11 protein-coding genes are annotated in these 15,080 nt (G+C 54.5%); 2 read left to right on the top strand and 9 right to left on the bottom strand.

The window, feature by feature from the left end; all coding sequences use genetic code 11:
- Positions 1-81: 81 nt before the first annotated feature.
- The 3 genes from RHP74_RS16905 to RHP74_RS16895 all read right to left on the bottom strand — a co-directional run bounded on the left by RHP74_RS16905 (position 82) and on the right by RHP74_RS16895 (position 3,791).
- Entirely contained in the window at positions 82-1,218 is a 1,137-nt protein-coding gene (locus RHP74_RS16905) for a mechanosensitive ion channel family protein (RefSeq protein WP_311095914.1), read from the bottom strand.
- Between the two features lie 89 nt (positions 1,219-1,307).
- Positions 1,308-2,975, bottom strand: a complete 1,668-nt coding sequence (locus tag RHP74_RS16900; RefSeq protein ID WP_145319438.1) for a BCCT family transporter — start codon at positions 2,973-2,975, stop codon at positions 1,308-1,310.
- Positions 2,976-3,533: 558 nt separating this feature from the next.
- Positions 3,534-3,791 (bottom strand): hypothetical protein, encoded by a 258-nt coding sequence (locus RHP74_RS16895; protein ID WP_145307865.1) that lies wholly within the window; start codon positions 3,789-3,791, stop codon positions 3,534-3,536.
- Between the two features lie 528 nt (positions 3,792-4,319).
- Between RHP74_RS16895 and RHP74_RS16890 the strand changes: the two genes are divergently transcribed.
- Positions 4,320-4,535: a hypothetical protein gene (locus RHP74_RS16890; protein WP_311095913.1), complete on the top strand. Its 216-nt coding sequence runs from the start codon at positions 4,320-4,322 to the stop codon at positions 4,533-4,535.
- 681 nt (positions 4,536-5,216) lie between these two features.
- Here RHP74_RS16890 and RHP74_RS16885 read toward each other — a convergent pair.
- The 6 genes from RHP74_RS16885 to xylA all read right to left on the bottom strand — a co-directional run bounded on the left by RHP74_RS16885 (position 5,217) and on the right by xylA (position 13,708).
- Positions 5,217-6,068 carry a universal stress protein gene (locus RHP74_RS16885; RefSeq protein WP_311095912.1) on the bottom strand — a complete coding sequence of 284 codons (852 nt, stop codon included), beginning with the start codon at positions 6,066-6,068 and terminating at the stop codon, positions 5,217-5,219.
- 11 nt (positions 6,069-6,079) lie between these two features.
- On the bottom strand, positions 6,080-7,567 hold the full coding sequence (locus RHP74_RS16880) for a SulP family inorganic anion transporter (protein ID WP_311100498.1): 1,488 nt from the start codon (positions 7,565-7,567) through the stop codon (positions 6,080-6,082).
- An 882-nt stretch (positions 7,568-8,449) separates the two neighbouring features.
- Positions 8,450-9,586, bottom strand: a complete 1,137-nt coding sequence (locus RHP74_RS16875) for a sugar ABC transporter permease (RefSeq protein WP_083376604.1) — start codon at positions 9,584-9,586, stop codon at positions 8,450-8,452.
- Positions 9,587-11,143 (bottom strand): D-xylose ABC transporter ATP-binding protein, encoded by a 1,557-nt coding sequence (gene xylG, locus RHP74_RS16870; protein ID WP_311095911.1) that lies wholly within the window; start codon positions 11,141-11,143, stop codon positions 9,587-9,589.
- 99 nt (positions 11,144-11,242) lie between these two features.
- Positions 11,243-12,244 (bottom strand): D-xylose ABC transporter substrate-binding protein, encoded by a 1,002-nt coding sequence (xylF, locus tag RHP74_RS16865; RefSeq protein WP_145307857.1) that lies wholly within the window; start codon positions 12,242-12,244, stop codon positions 11,243-11,245.
- A 147-nt stretch (positions 12,245-12,391) separates the two neighbouring features.
- Positions 12,392-13,708 (bottom strand): xylose isomerase, encoded by a 1,317-nt coding sequence (gene xylA, locus RHP74_RS16860; protein WP_311095910.1) that lies wholly within the window; start codon positions 13,706-13,708, stop codon positions 12,392-12,394.
- Between the two features lie 179 nt (positions 13,709-13,887).
- Here xylA and RHP74_RS16855 point away from each other — a divergent pair, with 179 nt between their 5' ends.
- Positions 13,888-15,063: a DNA-binding transcriptional regulator gene (locus RHP74_RS16855; RefSeq protein WP_154504883.1), complete on the top strand. Its 1,176-nt coding sequence runs from the start codon at positions 13,888-13,890 to the stop codon at positions 15,061-15,063.
- Positions 15,064-15,080 lie beyond the last annotated feature (17 nt).

The following is a 15,080-nucleotide window of genomic DNA, read 5'->3' as shown; positions in this document are numbered from 1 at the left end:
AAATGCTATGGCGGGAGGCTTCTCAAACGCCTCGAAAGTCTGTCAGGCGATATGCATGATTCTATACGTCTGAGCATGCGTTTATATCGAGTGCTCTGAAGTCCTCACAGCCACATCTTTGCTACGACCCACAGGCACCTCCGCCCCTGGAATCGATGCAACGTAAACGGTTCGTGATGGGAACGCAAAGCTGACACCTATCTCGTTAAATGCGTCCATTATTGCTAAATTTATGTCTTGCTGAATATCCATATAGATGTTGTAACTTGGGTCTAGCACAATGTATACGACCTCAAATTCTAAGGCGCTCTCCCCAAAACTCCGAAAATGGCATCGGTCAAATCTGGCTCTTTCTTGCTGACTGATAATATGCTCGATTCGTTGTGTTACTTCCCTGGCCTGAAGCGCAGAGCAAGTATAAGTAAGCCCTATTTCAAAGACTATTCTACGCTCCAGAAGCCGTTTGTAATTCTGTATTGTACTCCCGATCATTTCCGCGTTTGCCATAACGATTTGTTCACCGCCCAGGCTACGAATCCGCGTTGTCTTCAATCCAACATGCTCGACAGTGCCAGATAATGAGCCCACAACGATGAAATCGCCTACCTCAAATGGTTTATCTACCGCAATGGACAACGAAGCGAAGACATCCCCTAGAATATTCTGCATAGCCAAGGCTATAGCGATGCCGCCTACGCCCAGACTAGCAACAAACGCTGTGATATTTACGCCGACATTCGAAAGCATCGACAGAACTACTACGACCCACAGGAATACCTTCGCCCCCCACAGACTTAGAGTCGCCAAGGCGCTGCCCTGGAACGTTTCAGAGGCGCTGTGCCGTCTAAAATATTGAGCGAGCGCCAAAGCACAGGCGCGGTTCGCCCACAAGCCGATCTGCAAAGCAGCGACTACGAACCATAGGCTGCTGACTCGTCCTAACCAGCGCTCGGGTAGGTCAAGTACGCCTACACCAACGAGTATCGATGCCAGCAGTAAGAGTGTGTTACTTGTGCCTGAAAGCACTACGACTGCGATATTGCTAACGGGGGCATTTGGTAGGGCTGATATTTTTCGAAGCTTCCTAAGGAAAAAACCAATCACAGTTCTTGCCAAGACGAAACTAAGGGTCGCTAACAAAATAGCGAAAACCCAATTGGCTAACGAGATTCCCAGAAAATCGTAAGTCATAAAAAAATTTAATGTTTCTTGAAACATTCTGACCTCCTTTTCGAGGTTTAACCCGCCAGCGCGTACTGGGCGGGTTATATAAAGGTTACGGGATGCTTGGCGCCCTCAATAGTTAACTAGCGGGGCTCAGACATCAGTCCCTTCACAAGAGATACGCAGCCCAGAGCCAGCACAAGAGCGAAAGGCAGACCCGTAGATACCGCCATAGCTTGTAGTGCTACGAGACCTCCGCCCAACAACAGTGCAATGGCAATCACTCCTTCTATGACGGCCCAAAATACACGCTGTGGAACAGGCGCATCGACCTTACCCCCTGCTGTAATCGTATCGATGACTAAGGAGCCGGAGTCTGAGGAAGTGATGAAAAAGACGATCACCAGAACAATGCCCAAGAACGAAGATATTTCTTTTAGTGGCAGTTCTCCCAGCATGGCGAACAGTTTCAACTCCAGGACAGCATCCTTAACGCCAACCAAGTTTTGCACAGTAGCTTGGTCGATGGCAGTGCCACCAAACGTCGTCATCCATAATACGGACACCACGGTAGGAACTAACAAAACAGAGATTAAGAACTCCCTGACCGTTCGTCCACGGCTGACCCGCGCAATAAACATCCCCACAAATGGAGACCAACTGATCCACCATGCCCAATAAAATGCAGTCCAGCCCTGAGTGAATTCCGTGTCAGTGCGTCCGAAAGGATTGGAAAGCGCCGGTAGATATTCAGCGTAGGTCACCAGATTTTTAAAGAATCCAGTGAAGATTGCCAAGGTGGGCCCAACAACAATGATGAACACCAGCAGCAGCAGCGCTAGGCCCATATTGATCTGTGACAGCATCTTGACGCCCTTATCTAAGCCAGCAAGAACTGACCAAAGGGCAATCATGGTGATACCAACGATCAGCACTACTTTGCTTAGATTTGTCGACTCAATACCGAAGAGATATTCAATCCCTGCTGCTGCCTGCTCAGCTCCTATCCCCAACGATGTCGCCAGTCCGAACAATGTGGCGAATACCGCCAGGATATCTATCAAGTGCCCTGGCCAACCCCAGACGCGCTCGCCTAGCAATGGATAGAAGATCGACCGTATAGAGAGCGGTAAGCCCTTGTTGTAAGAAAACAGGGCTAGGGACAGAGCGACAATCGCGTAGATCGCCCAAGGGTGGAGTCCCCAGTGAAAGATAGTGGCGGCCATTGCCAAGTCGGCTGATGCCTTGGCGTCACCCGCTGCACCTCCTAACGGTGCCCAGTCGGTTCGGGCTCCACTTGCATCGACTGTTACACCGCCCATGGACGCTTGATAATGAGACATGGGTTCGGCTACGCCATAGAACATTAGGCCAATGCCCATTCCTGCAGCGAAAAGCATTGAGAACCAGCCCACGTAGCTATGGTCTGGTTTGGCGTCCCTACCGCCCAATCGAACCTTCCCCAGCGGCGAGAAAATTAGCCCGATGCAAAGCAAAACAAATATGTTTGCAATGCTCATGAACAGCCAAGCGAGATTGCCAGTCAGCCAGTTTCGGATGGCACTGAACAGTGGTTCTACTTCATTTTGGAGCGCCAGCGTCATAATGACGAACAGCAAGATAGTGGCAGCTGAGATGACAAACACTTTGCCATGGATATCAAGGGAAAATGAAAACTCACCTTTGATATTGTCCTGTCCGATCACGTAGTCGGTGTCAATCAGATTGGCGGCCCCGCTAGGAGCAGGAATGCCATCCTCACTGCTTTTATGAGGTTTTTCTGGTAGATCATCCCCAGGTGTTCGGCCCATGAGAGCCTCCTTGATGGTGGCACGCTATGACGTGCAGTGGTCGTTAGCCCCGCTGTTCCTATGGTAAAAACGAGATGTTTGCATGCCTATCCTAACAAGCTTTTTTACAATCTGGCGAAAGCTGGCCTCACAGGGTAGGTGCAGTAGGGCGTCAGTCAGCTTGGATGCAGGGCTCGAAACGGGGCGCTTAAGCAATCATTTGGTTCTTCTTACCTTTCGCTGCGGTAAGAGGATTGATGGGGCTGGATGTTTCCTATACGAAGGTGCCGGTTCTTCAAGGCGCATCAGTCTCGCCACCGATGCCGACGACAGCCATGCCCAATCGACAGGAACTCCATCACGGATTTTTCCGCTGATTCTCAAAAGGTTGAAAAGGCCGAATTCAAAGGCAAAGCCTATACCAGCGTGGCCACCAACAAGACCGAGAAGGCTCGTGTCGTTTGGCAGCATAGCCATGGAGGAACGCGTGGCGAAACGCCAATGCTCCAGCCTGATGGGCGACGCAAGTCGGTCGATTGACAGCGATAGGTGTTTTCTACATGCGTGAAATGATGGATGTCATACATCAATCTGCAATTCCAGATCCCCATTTGCCAATATACGAGCGTTAACAAGGGTACCGGTCAGTGGCTGCTTTGAAAGCTGAATAACAGTAATCGTATGCGCCTTGTGAAGATCATCGGGGAAAGGAGCTTTCACCTGCACTTGAAAGGCAACACGCGTAATCGGGATGATCATCGCCACGCAGTCCGCGCTTTTTACGATGGGGCCAAAAAATGTGTCCAGCAGATAATTCAAGCGTATGCGGCAGCTCATACACAAACCCCATTCAGTACAGAAGATCGGAGTATTCACACTCACTTGTTAACTAGACTGTACATGCAGTATTGCAGTTCAACGTGCTGATGCCCGTCGCCAGATTCAAATGCGTTTGTTCGTGTTCAAAATTAATGCGGCCGGGTTTTTCAAGCTTCTTCGATGAAGTCATCATGGGCAACCGACTTGCTCGCGTGGTGATTGAACCCCGCTTGCTTGTTTGGTTACTTTCTGGTCAATGCTGGTGGCGTAACCCGAGAGCGCAAACAGGTGTGTATTGTGATGAGCGTTCTGACGAATGGGCCTGGATGAGCGCGCTCCATCTCCAGCACTGAAGCACTCATCAAGTATCGAGATTCATCCCCCAATAGCTCTTTCCCCCCCCAAGCTGGCGCCCCTGATTCAGTTGCGATCTTAGCCTGGTTCTCCGCCTGTCGAGCGCGCAACAGCAACACCATACGTCCACCACTATGAACGTACTTTCGCCAGCGTCCTCTAGAGAATAAAGGCTACGATGGAGCTACGGTCATGTACAGCGAAGCAAAAATGCTGGCCTATGCCAGATGGCACGAACTGCTGACGGATTCAGAAACACTTATGGATTCGGAAGAGCGATATGAAGAATTGCTGAAACTTGCTGACGAGTATCGATGCCAAGGGATTATTGATAGGTCAGAGCGCAACACATTGATCGAAATTGCGATGGCGGCCTACGCGAGATCGGTTGCAGACCTATCAAAGTAGACCACTATCAGGAAAAACTCGTCAGGCGAGTAAGCATAGCGAGTGTCATTTTTGTGAACTGTCAGTTTTAGCTGCTCGTCGCAAGCGCGCAGCGAATATTGAATCCCACTTGGATTGCGCTACGCGATTCGCCCCAGAGGGTCAGCGCAATGAGCGCGGCTTCGAGAGCCAGTTATTCCAATTGATGTTGACGAGTAGGGCAGGGAGTAGGTGGGAACAACTGCAAAGCATGCTGCCAAGAACGTAGGCTGCTGGCTCCATAGCCGACGGATAAAGGATCTAGTAATCTTATTTGAAATTTTGGTTAGGTCAGCGGCCGTTCTGGCGCGACGTATTTTTGACCAGTGACAGAGAGCAAGAACCCCCATCATTCAGTGTTGAGCATACAGCCTCAGCGTCTGTCCTGACGTTGAACACCCCATGCTTGCTGGCTGAGCCTCCCTCTACAAGATCAACGACCCTGTATCGCTTTCTGCCATCGTCCAGTGTGGTGGTCTCGATCACTCTGAATCTTTCGTGCATGGTGCTTTCCGTGCATGACATTGGTGACCTACAAGTACCGGCAAAACAAGACGAATTCAAGAACGATGCAGGGGTAAGCTGAGACAATTTATGACAGCGCGTATTTCAATGAACAAGTATTTCTTGAGGCAAGGAGATACTGTGGTTTTGAAACCTACGTCAACGAAGCAGCAATATAGGCATGGTGGCTGTTCGTAGCATCGTTGTAGTCGTACTGCCTACTAGAAATCGCCGGATGCGTGAGTGCCCGTAGGCGCCCATAACCAGCAAATCAATTCCGTGCTCAGCTTGGTAGACGTGTAAAGCAGCCTCCACCTCTCCTTGACGGATTTGGGCTTCAACGTCAAAGCCTGCAGTGAGGAGCACGCTTACAGCCCTCGCCAGAGCCTCTCTATTGGCTTCTGAGTTTGCCTCTACCATGACGAGATGAATGGGCAAGCTTTCACAAAGCTGGCTGGCGGCAAGCATCTGTACGGTTTTGAAGGCTGTAGTGCTGCCGTCAAATGCGATCATGACCTTTTCGGGTTTTTTATATCTGCTGGCTGTGATCAGAATGGGCCGGTGAATTGTCCGCACGACAGTTTCTATCTGGCTACCAAGGGTTCGCGTATCGCGTGTGCTGCCTTCACCCGGTCGGCCAATGACCAATAATCGAATATCGTCCTGGAGGTCACTCAGACTCTCAACCAAATGGCCGTGGCGCTGCTTCAGGTCAGGATAAGCTGCACCGAAGATGACAGTTCGCTCCCCGGCTGCTTCAAGCATATGCTGTCCCTGCTCCAGAGCGAGCCTGGCACGCTGGGCATCCAACGTAGCCAGTTCCTCCAGCAGATGCTCTCGACTTCCGAGTCCAATATTTCCGCTCAGGTCAACGGCCGCCGGGTATTTCTCTTCATCCAATACATGCAACAAAGTAAGAGGCGCGTGTATTTGTTGCGACGCCCATGCTGCGTAGTCGCAGACCGCCAATGAGGATTGTGAGTTATCAATGCATGCCATTACGTTGGTCATTTTTGATCTCCTTAGTGGCTCATGAGCTTGTCGATGGCATCAGGTTTGTCATGCACGCCAAAGCGGTCAACGATTGTGGCGCTGGCTTCGTTAAGGCCCAGCACCTCAACCTCAGCACCCTCGCGGCGGAATTTGATGACCACCTTGTCCAATGCCGCGACGGCGGTGATATCCCAGAAATGGGCTTGGGTCAGGTCGATGGTGACTTTGTTGAGAGCTTCCTTGAAGTCGAAAACATGGGTGAATTTTTCAGCTGAGTTGAAAAATACCTGACCTACTACGGTATACGTGCGGTGTGAGGTTTTGCTATCCAGGCTGGACTTGATGTCGAGGTAATGCCCGATCTTGTTTGCAAAGAACAGCGAAGCCAGCAATACGCCGACCAAGACACCATAGGCCAGATTATGCGTTGCCACGACCACAACAACGGTAGCAACCATGACGATGTTGGTTGAGAGTGGGTGCTGCTTCAGGTTACGCAGGGAGTCCCAACTGAAGGTGCCGATGGAGACCATGATCATCACGGCGACTAGCGCAGCCATAGGAATTTTAGACAGCCACTCACCTGAAAAGACGATGAGTAGTAGCAAGAAGACGCCGGCACAAAGAGTCGAAAGGCGGGTACGGCCACCTGATTTTACGTTGATGATTGACTGGCCGATCATGGCACAGCCCGCCATACCGCCAAGCATGCCAGAAATGATGTTGGAGATACCTTGGCCCTTGCATTCTCGGTTTTTGTTGCTGGTGGTATCGGTCAGGTCATCGACAATGGTCGCTGTCATCATGGACTCCAGGAGGCCTACAACTGCCAGCGCTGCTGAATACGGGAAGATGATCTGCAGAGTTTCAAAGTTCAGCGGGACTTCAGGCCATAGGAAGATAGGGAGGGTGTCCGGCAGTTGACCCATGTCACCTACAGTGCGGATATCCAAGCCGAGGTAAATGGCGACGGCGGTCAGCGTCAGGATGCACACCAGTGGTGAGGGAATCAGCTTGCCGATCTTCGGTACATACGGAAACAGGTAGATGATTGCCAAGCCCGCAGCGGTCATGGCATAGACATGCCAGGTGACATTGGTGAGTTCAGGCAATTGCGCCATGAAAATCAGGATCGCCAGCGCATTCACAAAACCTGTGACTACCGAGCGTGAGACAAAGCGCATCAGTGAGCCAAGCTTCAGGTAGCCGGCGAGGATTTGGAGAACTCCACAAAGCAATGTGGCTGCGAGTAAATATTGAAGCCCATGCTCTTTAACCAGTGTGACCATGAGTAGCGCCATGGCGCCGGTAGCCGCCGATATCATGCCAGGACGACCTCCGACGAAGGCAATGACAGCACAAATACAGAAGGAGGCGTAGAGGCCGACTTTGGGATCGACGCCGGCAATGATTGAGAAGGCAATGGCTTCCGGGATCAACGCCAGAGCGACAACGAGACCCGCGAGCACGTCTCCACGGACGTTGGAAAACCACGTTTGTTTGAGTGATTGCAGCATCTGAATATCCAAGGCAATGCACCGCACGCACACCAAGCGAATGGCGAGCACGTCGATACGAATTCAAATTGTGAAAATTATTTTGCTGTGCGCTTTGGGAGTAAGAACCGGGCATACAGCAGGGCGCAGCCGCGAGCGAAACTGGCGGAAGCGAGGAGTTGCGAGGGGGTGTAACGCTAAGGCGGCGTAGGCTGCCAGAAGATCGTTTGGAGTACAGTCATGTTGGTGATCCTGTAGCTCAAGGGTCGGGCTGAGCGGGAAGTATACAGTCAAGCTATCGTCGATTGCGACCCGCCACCTTCACTTTGGGCGGATTGCTTTGAGAAAGGTCTTTTGGCAAAATCACTCACCTGCGCTTCTTTTGTCAGTTCTCCATCCCTCTCAGTTGGGAACTGCGTAGTTGAGAAGCGCAGGTAAAAACCCGGCCAAGTGCCGGGTTTTTTATTTCTGGTGAGCAAATGGCGTCTGCCTCTGTCCTAATGTTGAATACTCAGTGCTTGCTAGCTGAACCTCCCTCGACAAGATCAACGACCCTGTATCGCTTGGGCGGTGCACGGGGGGCTTGGGGAGGGCGAGGCACCCAAGGCAGAGAAAAACCTGTGGCAGGAATTTTTTTGAAATCAAGGGGCTGCCAGCCTCACGAAATGAGTAAATAATTCACGCCATCGAAAGCACTGATGTCTGAAAAAACACTATGTTTTCAAGTAGATAGGGCGCGAGTCATAGTCTCGTTTCCCGCTCCAAGATTCAAATAAAACGCCACTCAATGAGTGGCGTTTTTTTTGCGTTGCATTTACGTTCGGCATTGAAAGAGGGAGGCTTCGGCCTGAGAAAAAGGGCTTATGTCCAATGCGATCGTGAATGATTTCATCCCGCAGCGGATCAGCGTCGTCCGGTCCGGGTGCTCACGTCTATCCATACGGCCAACACCAAAATGCTGCCTTTGACGATCATCTGCCAGTAACTGTCGACGTCAAGCATGGACATGCCGTTGTCCAGGCTAGTAATGACCAGCGCGCCGAGGAGTGCACCATAGACCGTACCGGAGCCCCCGCGCATTGAGGTGCCACCGATAAAGCACGCAGCGATGGCGTCGAGTTCGCCCATGCTGCCGGCCGAGGGCGAGCCGGCGGCCAGGCGCGCGGTGTTCACCACGCCGGCGAGCGCACACATTACGCCCATAATGCCGAAAATCCAGAGCTTCACGGCTTGCACATTGATACCGGACAGGCGCGTTGCTTCCATGTTGCTGCCCACGGAATAGACGCGTCGACCGAAGACGGTCTGACTGGTCACGTAGCTGAACACACCCAACAGAATCAGCAGAAGCAGAACCGGCACGGGGATGCCGTCATAGCTGTTGAGCGTTTGGACGAATCCGGCCAGCACTGCACCGATCAACAGCACTCGAAAAACGTCACGCGCCAGTGAATGTGGCGCCAGACCGTGGAGCGCGCGATTGCGCCGTTGTTTCCAGGTCAGGAACAGCGTCAATGCGAACAGCAGAACGCCAAGGGCCATGCCCATCGTGTGTGGCAAATAACCCTGGCCAATGTAGACAAACTCCGGCGACACCGGTGCGATGGTCGTGCCGCCGGTAATCCCCAGTAAAATGCCGCGAAAAGCCAGCATGCCCCCCAGCCCCACGATGAAAGACGGGATGCGCAGGTACGCGGTCATGTAGCCGTTGGCAAGGCCGATCAGCAGTCCGCACAGGGCGACAAGGCTGAGATTCGCCAGCAGCGGTATGTGGTAGATCACGTCGAGGATGGCCGCCACCCCACCGAGCAAGCCCAGCAATGAGCCGACCGACAAATCGATCTCGCCACTGATGATGACCAGCACCATGCCGCAGGCAAGAATCCCGGTGATGGACATCTGCCGCAGCAGATTGGACAGGTTGCGCGGTGTTAGAAATCCGCCCTCGGTCTGCCAGCTGAAGAACATCCAAATCATTGCCACGGCAACCAGCAGCGCGAGCATTTTGTAGCGGGTAAAAAGTTGTTTGACCTGATTCATTTACGCGGGTATCCGATCATTATTGTTATAGCCACCAGATTGACTGAGTGCGGCGGCGAGCACCTGTTCCTGGGTGAGTTCGCGGTTGATGAAGTCGCCACGCAACTGCCCCTCGCCGATGACCAATACTCGGTCGGACACACCTAGCACCTCGGCCAGCTCCGAGGAAACCATGATGATCGACACGCCTTCGGCCGCCAGCGCTCCCATCAACTTGTAGATTTCGTACTTGGCGCCGACATCCACACCCCGGGTGGGCTCATCGAGGATCAGGACCCGGGGTTTGGTCAGCAGCATCTTCGCCAGCACGGCTTTTTGCTGATTGCCGCCGGAGAGACTGGTAATCGGCAGGAACGGGCTCGCGGTATTAAGGTGCAAGCGCGATATTTCCCGATCGATGCAACCCAGCTCGGCTTCGGCATCAATGCGGGTCAGTTTCGAGTAACTGTCCAGCACGGCCAGGGTGATGTTCTGGCCGACGCCCAGGTCTGGAATGATGCCTTGGCGCTTGCGGTCCTCGGGCACCAGGCACAGGCCGGCACGGATTGACTTGAGCGGCGTGCGGGTATCGATGGGTTGGCCGTCCAGCCAGACCTCGCCTTCATGACGGCCGGGGTAGGCGCCAAACAGCGCGGTCACCAGTTCTGTACGGCCGGCGCCGACCAGGCCGGCAATTCCGAGGATTTCCCCACGTTTGAGAACGAACGAAATATCGTCGACCCGTTTGCGTTTGGGGCTATCGACGTCGTAGCAGGTGATGTGGCGGGCCTCGAAAATCACGTCGCCGATGTCGTGCGGCTCGGTAGGGTAGAGGTTGCTCATTTCCCGTCCGACCATCTGGGTGATGATCTGCGCAATGTCCATGTCCGCCATGGCGGTCGTGGCGATGTGCTTGCCGTCACGGATCACTGAAATGGTGTCGCACACGGCGGCTACTTCGTCGAGCTTGTGGGAGATGTAGACGCAGGCAACACCCTTGGCCTTGAGGTCGCGGATGATGGCCAGCAACACTTCGATTTCTGAGCGGGTCAGGGCCGATGAAGGCTCGTCGAGGATCAGCAGGCGCGCTTGCTTGTTCAGTGCCTTGGCAATTTCCACCAGTTGCTGATAGCCGCCGCCGTACTGCGAAACCGGTAGCGACACGTTCATGTCCGGCACTTTCAGTTCACGCATCAAGGCTTCGGCACGGTGGATCATCGCCGGGTAATTCATGCGCCCACCGGGCAGCGTCAGTTCGTGGCCCATGAAAATGTTCTCGGCCACCGACAGGTCGGGAACCAGCGTCAGTTCCTGGTGAATGATGACGATACCGGCGGCTTCGGTTTCGCTGATGGATTGGGCCTTGAGCGGTTGACCATCCCAGAGAATTTCGCCGTCCCAGGTGCCATGGGGGTAGACCGCCGAAAGGATTTTCATCAGTGTGGACTTGCCGGCGCCGTTCTCGCCGCACAGTCCAACGCACTCACCCGGCCTGACTTTGATGTCGATGCCATTGAGCGCTTTGACACCGCCGAAGGTTTTGACGATACCGTTCATTTGCAGCAGATAATCGGGCATGGCAGAGACTCATGAGCGTGAGGTATGTGGCTGACACTGCAGGAACCAGGGGCTGGCCGGGCTCCTGCAGCGGGCCGTTGAGACGTTACGCTCTGCTGTTCATTTCCCGGCAATCTGTGCCTTGGTGTAGAACCCGTCCTGCTCCAGCAGGTCAATGTTGTCCTTGGTCAACGGGGTTGGCGTGAGCAGGATGGTGTCCACTTTTTTGCTGCCATTGTCGTACTGCGAGCTATAGGCGGGTTTCTCGTTACGCGCCAGTTGTACCGAGAGTTTGGCGGCTTCGGAGGCGATGAGTTTCAGCGGCTTATACACGGTCATGGTTTGAGTGCCATCGATCACTCGCTTGACCGCTGCAAGGTCAGCGTCTTGTCCCGAAATCGGCACCTTGCCAGCCAGTTGCTGAGACGCCAATGCCTGGATGGCGCCGCCTGCCGTGGCGTCGTTGGAGGCAACGATGCCATCGATTTTGTTGTCGTTGCGGGTCAAGGCGTTTTCAACAATGCTCAGCGCTTCGGTCGGGTTCCATTCCTTCACCCATTGTTGGCCAACAATCTTGATGTCCCCCTTGTCGATGGCCGGTTGCAGCACTTTCATCTGCCCTTCGCGCAGCACTTTTGCGTTGTTGTCGGTGGGCGCGCCACCCAGCAGAAAGTAATTGCCCTTGGGCGCTGCGTGCAGCACGCCGCTGGCCTGCATTTCGCCGACCTTTTCGTTATCGAATGAAATGTACGCGTCGATATCGGCGTTGAGAATCAGACGGTCATAAGACACAACCTTGATTCCGGCCTTCTTCGCTTCGGCGACGGCGTTGGTCAGGACGGTGGCATTGAACGGCACGATGACGATCACATCGACGCCGCGGGAAATGAGGTTTTCGATTTGCGAGATCTGCTTTTGCTCGTTGCCATCGGCCGATTGCACGAAGACCTTGGCGTCCATTTTATCCGCTGCCGCGACAAAGTAATCGCGGTCCCGTGACCAGCGCTCCAGCCGCAGATCATCAATGGAGAAACCGATTTTCGGGTGGGCGGCATCGGCCATCACCGGCAACGACAGCAGAGCCAAGGCGCCGGCCAATAGCGTGCGTTTTACGTTCTTCATGGTGGTGCGTCCTTTTATTGTTGTTGGAAAGACACTGCCTGATGATGAGTATCGGGCTGGTAGGACTGTAGAGAGTCGGCAGGCGTTGCGGACACAGATTTGTCGCGTAAATGTCACAGCCCCGCTGCCGGCTGACTTCGCTGGCGATCAGCGATAGATGAACCGGTTGACGACGTTCTCGAGCATCTCCTGCCTGCCGCTGACGGCTTGCGGGTTCAGCTCGTTAGCGAATGCATGTTCGGCCAGTGACTGGAGGTTGAAGTCACCCGTCAGCACCGCCTGCCCGAACGGCTGCTGCCAGCCGGAGTAGCGTTGATCCTTGAGTTGCTGCAGTCGGTCGTTCTGAACCATGGCGGCTGCCCGTTCCAGGGACAGGGCAAGAACGTCCATTGCACCGATATGGCCATGGAACAGATCAATCTCATCGAGGCTCTGGCGGCGGACCTTGGAGTCGAAGTTGTATCCGCCATTCATGAACCCGCCGGCCTTGAGAATTTCATAGGTCACCAGGGTCATTTCTTCGACGCTGTTGGGGAACTGGTCGGTGTCCCAACCGTTTTGCGGATCACCGCGGTTGGCGTCGATGCTGCCGAAAATCCCCAGCGAGACGGCCGTCGCAATCTCGTGATGAAAGCTATGGCCTGCCAGGGTTGCGTGGTTGGCCTCGATGTTGACTTTGATTTCCTTTTCCAGACCGAACTGTTGGAGAAAGCCGAAAACGGTCGCGCTGTCGTAATCGTATTGGTGCTTGGTCGGTTCCTGCGGCTTGGGCTCGATCAGCAGGTCGCCTTTGAAGCCGATCTTGTGCTTGTGCTCGACCACCATGCGCATGAAGCGGCCCAGTTGTTCGCGTTCACGTTTCAGATCGGTATTGAGCAAGGTTTCGTAACCTTCGCGACCGCCCCACAACACGTAATTGGAGCCTTTCAGGCGTTGGGTGGCGTTCATGGCGCTGAACACCTGGGCGGCGGCGCAGGCAAACACTTCGGGGTCCGGATTGCTGGCGGCACCGGCGGCAAAGCGTGGGTTGCTGAAACAGTTGGCGGTTCCCCACAGCAGCTTGATTCCGCTGTCTTCCTGATGTCGCTCCAGGTGATCAACCATTTGCGCGAAGTGGTTGCGGTACTCCTTCAGCGAATTGCCCTCCGGGGCGACATCCGTGTCGTGGAAGCAGTAATAGTCGATACCCAGTTTGGAGAAAAACTCGAACGCGGCGGCCGCCTTGTCAATGGCCACCTCCATCGGGTCGCCGGTGTGTTGCCACGGGCGCTTGAAGGTTGCTGCACCGAACACATCGGACCCTGGCCAGACGAAGGTGTGCCAATAACAGGCAGCCATGCGCAGGTGTTCACGCATGGGTTTGCCGAGGATGACTTTGTCGGCGTCGTAGTGTCGGAAGGCGAGAGGCGAGTTGCTGTCAGGGCCTTCGTAGCGAATCTGGTCGACGTTGGGGAAGTACGGCATCAGGCAAATGTCCTTGTTGTTCTTGGCGGTGTCCCGATACTAGCAACGGCCCCGTTACCGCTGATTACGAAAATCATCAACACAGGGTGCGATTTTGAGTATTGAGATTCGTCGACCGGGCGCCTAGTCTGTGCCAATCGCCGTCCAGGACGGCTTTCCTCCAGACCATAATAAAAACAATGAAAACCGTACCTCCCGTGCACCGCATTGCGCTGCTGTTCAACGGCAGCAAGATCTATGACCGCGGCATCATCAGCGGCATCGGCAATTACCTGAGCAGCACCCGTGCCTCTTGGGACCTTTTTCTGGAGGAGGATTTTCTCTGTCGCCTGAAAGGCATCGAACGATGGCAGGGGGATGGGATCATTGCCGACTTCGACGATCCGCTGATCGGTGAGGCGTTGGCCGGTATCGAGTTACCCGTGGTGGCGGTGGGCGGTTCTTACGAGGATGAGCGCGCCTACCCGAAAGGTATCCCGTATGTGGCCACCGATAACGACGCCTTGATTACCCTTGCTTACAAGCACTTGATCGAGGCAGGGCTGACACGTTTTGCCTGCTTCAGCCTGCCGGAAGCGCAGGCCAACCGTTGGGCGCAGGAACGGGAAAAATCCTTTCGACGATTGATGCAACGCGATGGTCTGCACGCTGAGGTCTATCGGGGCATGGGCACCAGCGCGCCACTCTGGGACAGCGCCGTCGAGCAGCAGATCGACTGGCTACAGAGCCTGCCCAAACCCATTGGTATCATCGCCGTCAGTGACGCCCGCGCCCGGCAGCTGCTGCAAGCCTGCCTGACCGCCGGAATCGCCGTCCCGGAGCAGGTGGCACTGATTGGCATCGACAACGACCCGTTGACCCGCTGCTTGACCCGGGTCCCCCTGAGTTCGGTCATCCAGGGCACCGAAACCATGGGGCGCACCGCTGCGCGATTGCTGCACCAGATGCTGCACGGCATGCCCTCCACCGGCATGCACATCCTGATACCCCCGGATGCGATCAACGTGCAGGTCTCGAGTTTGCACCAACCCTTGGGCAACCCATATGTCATGCAAGCCCTGCTGTTCATCCGCCAATATGCCTGCCAGGGCATCAAGTCCGCGCAAGTGGCGGCCTACGTGGGGGTGTCTCGCTCATCGCTGGAGTCGCACTTTCGCGATGTGCGAGGCTGCAGCGTCCACGACGAGATCCTGGGTTTCAAATTGGCAGCCGCCACCAACGGGCTGGAGAACACCGATTCAGCCATCGCCGACATCGCGCGCAGTTGCGGCTTCAAATCGGCGCAGTACCTGCACACCGTTTTTCGCCGCGAGTTGGGGTGCACGCCCCGTGAATACCAGCAGGGCGCCAGATAGCGACGCGAGGCGTGTTT

It is taken from the genome of Pseudomonas sp. SG20052 (assembly GCF_031766055.1).
Classification (GTDB): domain Bacteria; phylum Pseudomonadota; class Gammaproteobacteria; order Pseudomonadales; family Pseudomonadaceae; genus Aquipseudomonas; species Aquipseudomonas mandelii.
This window is presented reverse-complemented; position numbering and strand designations above follow the sequence as displayed.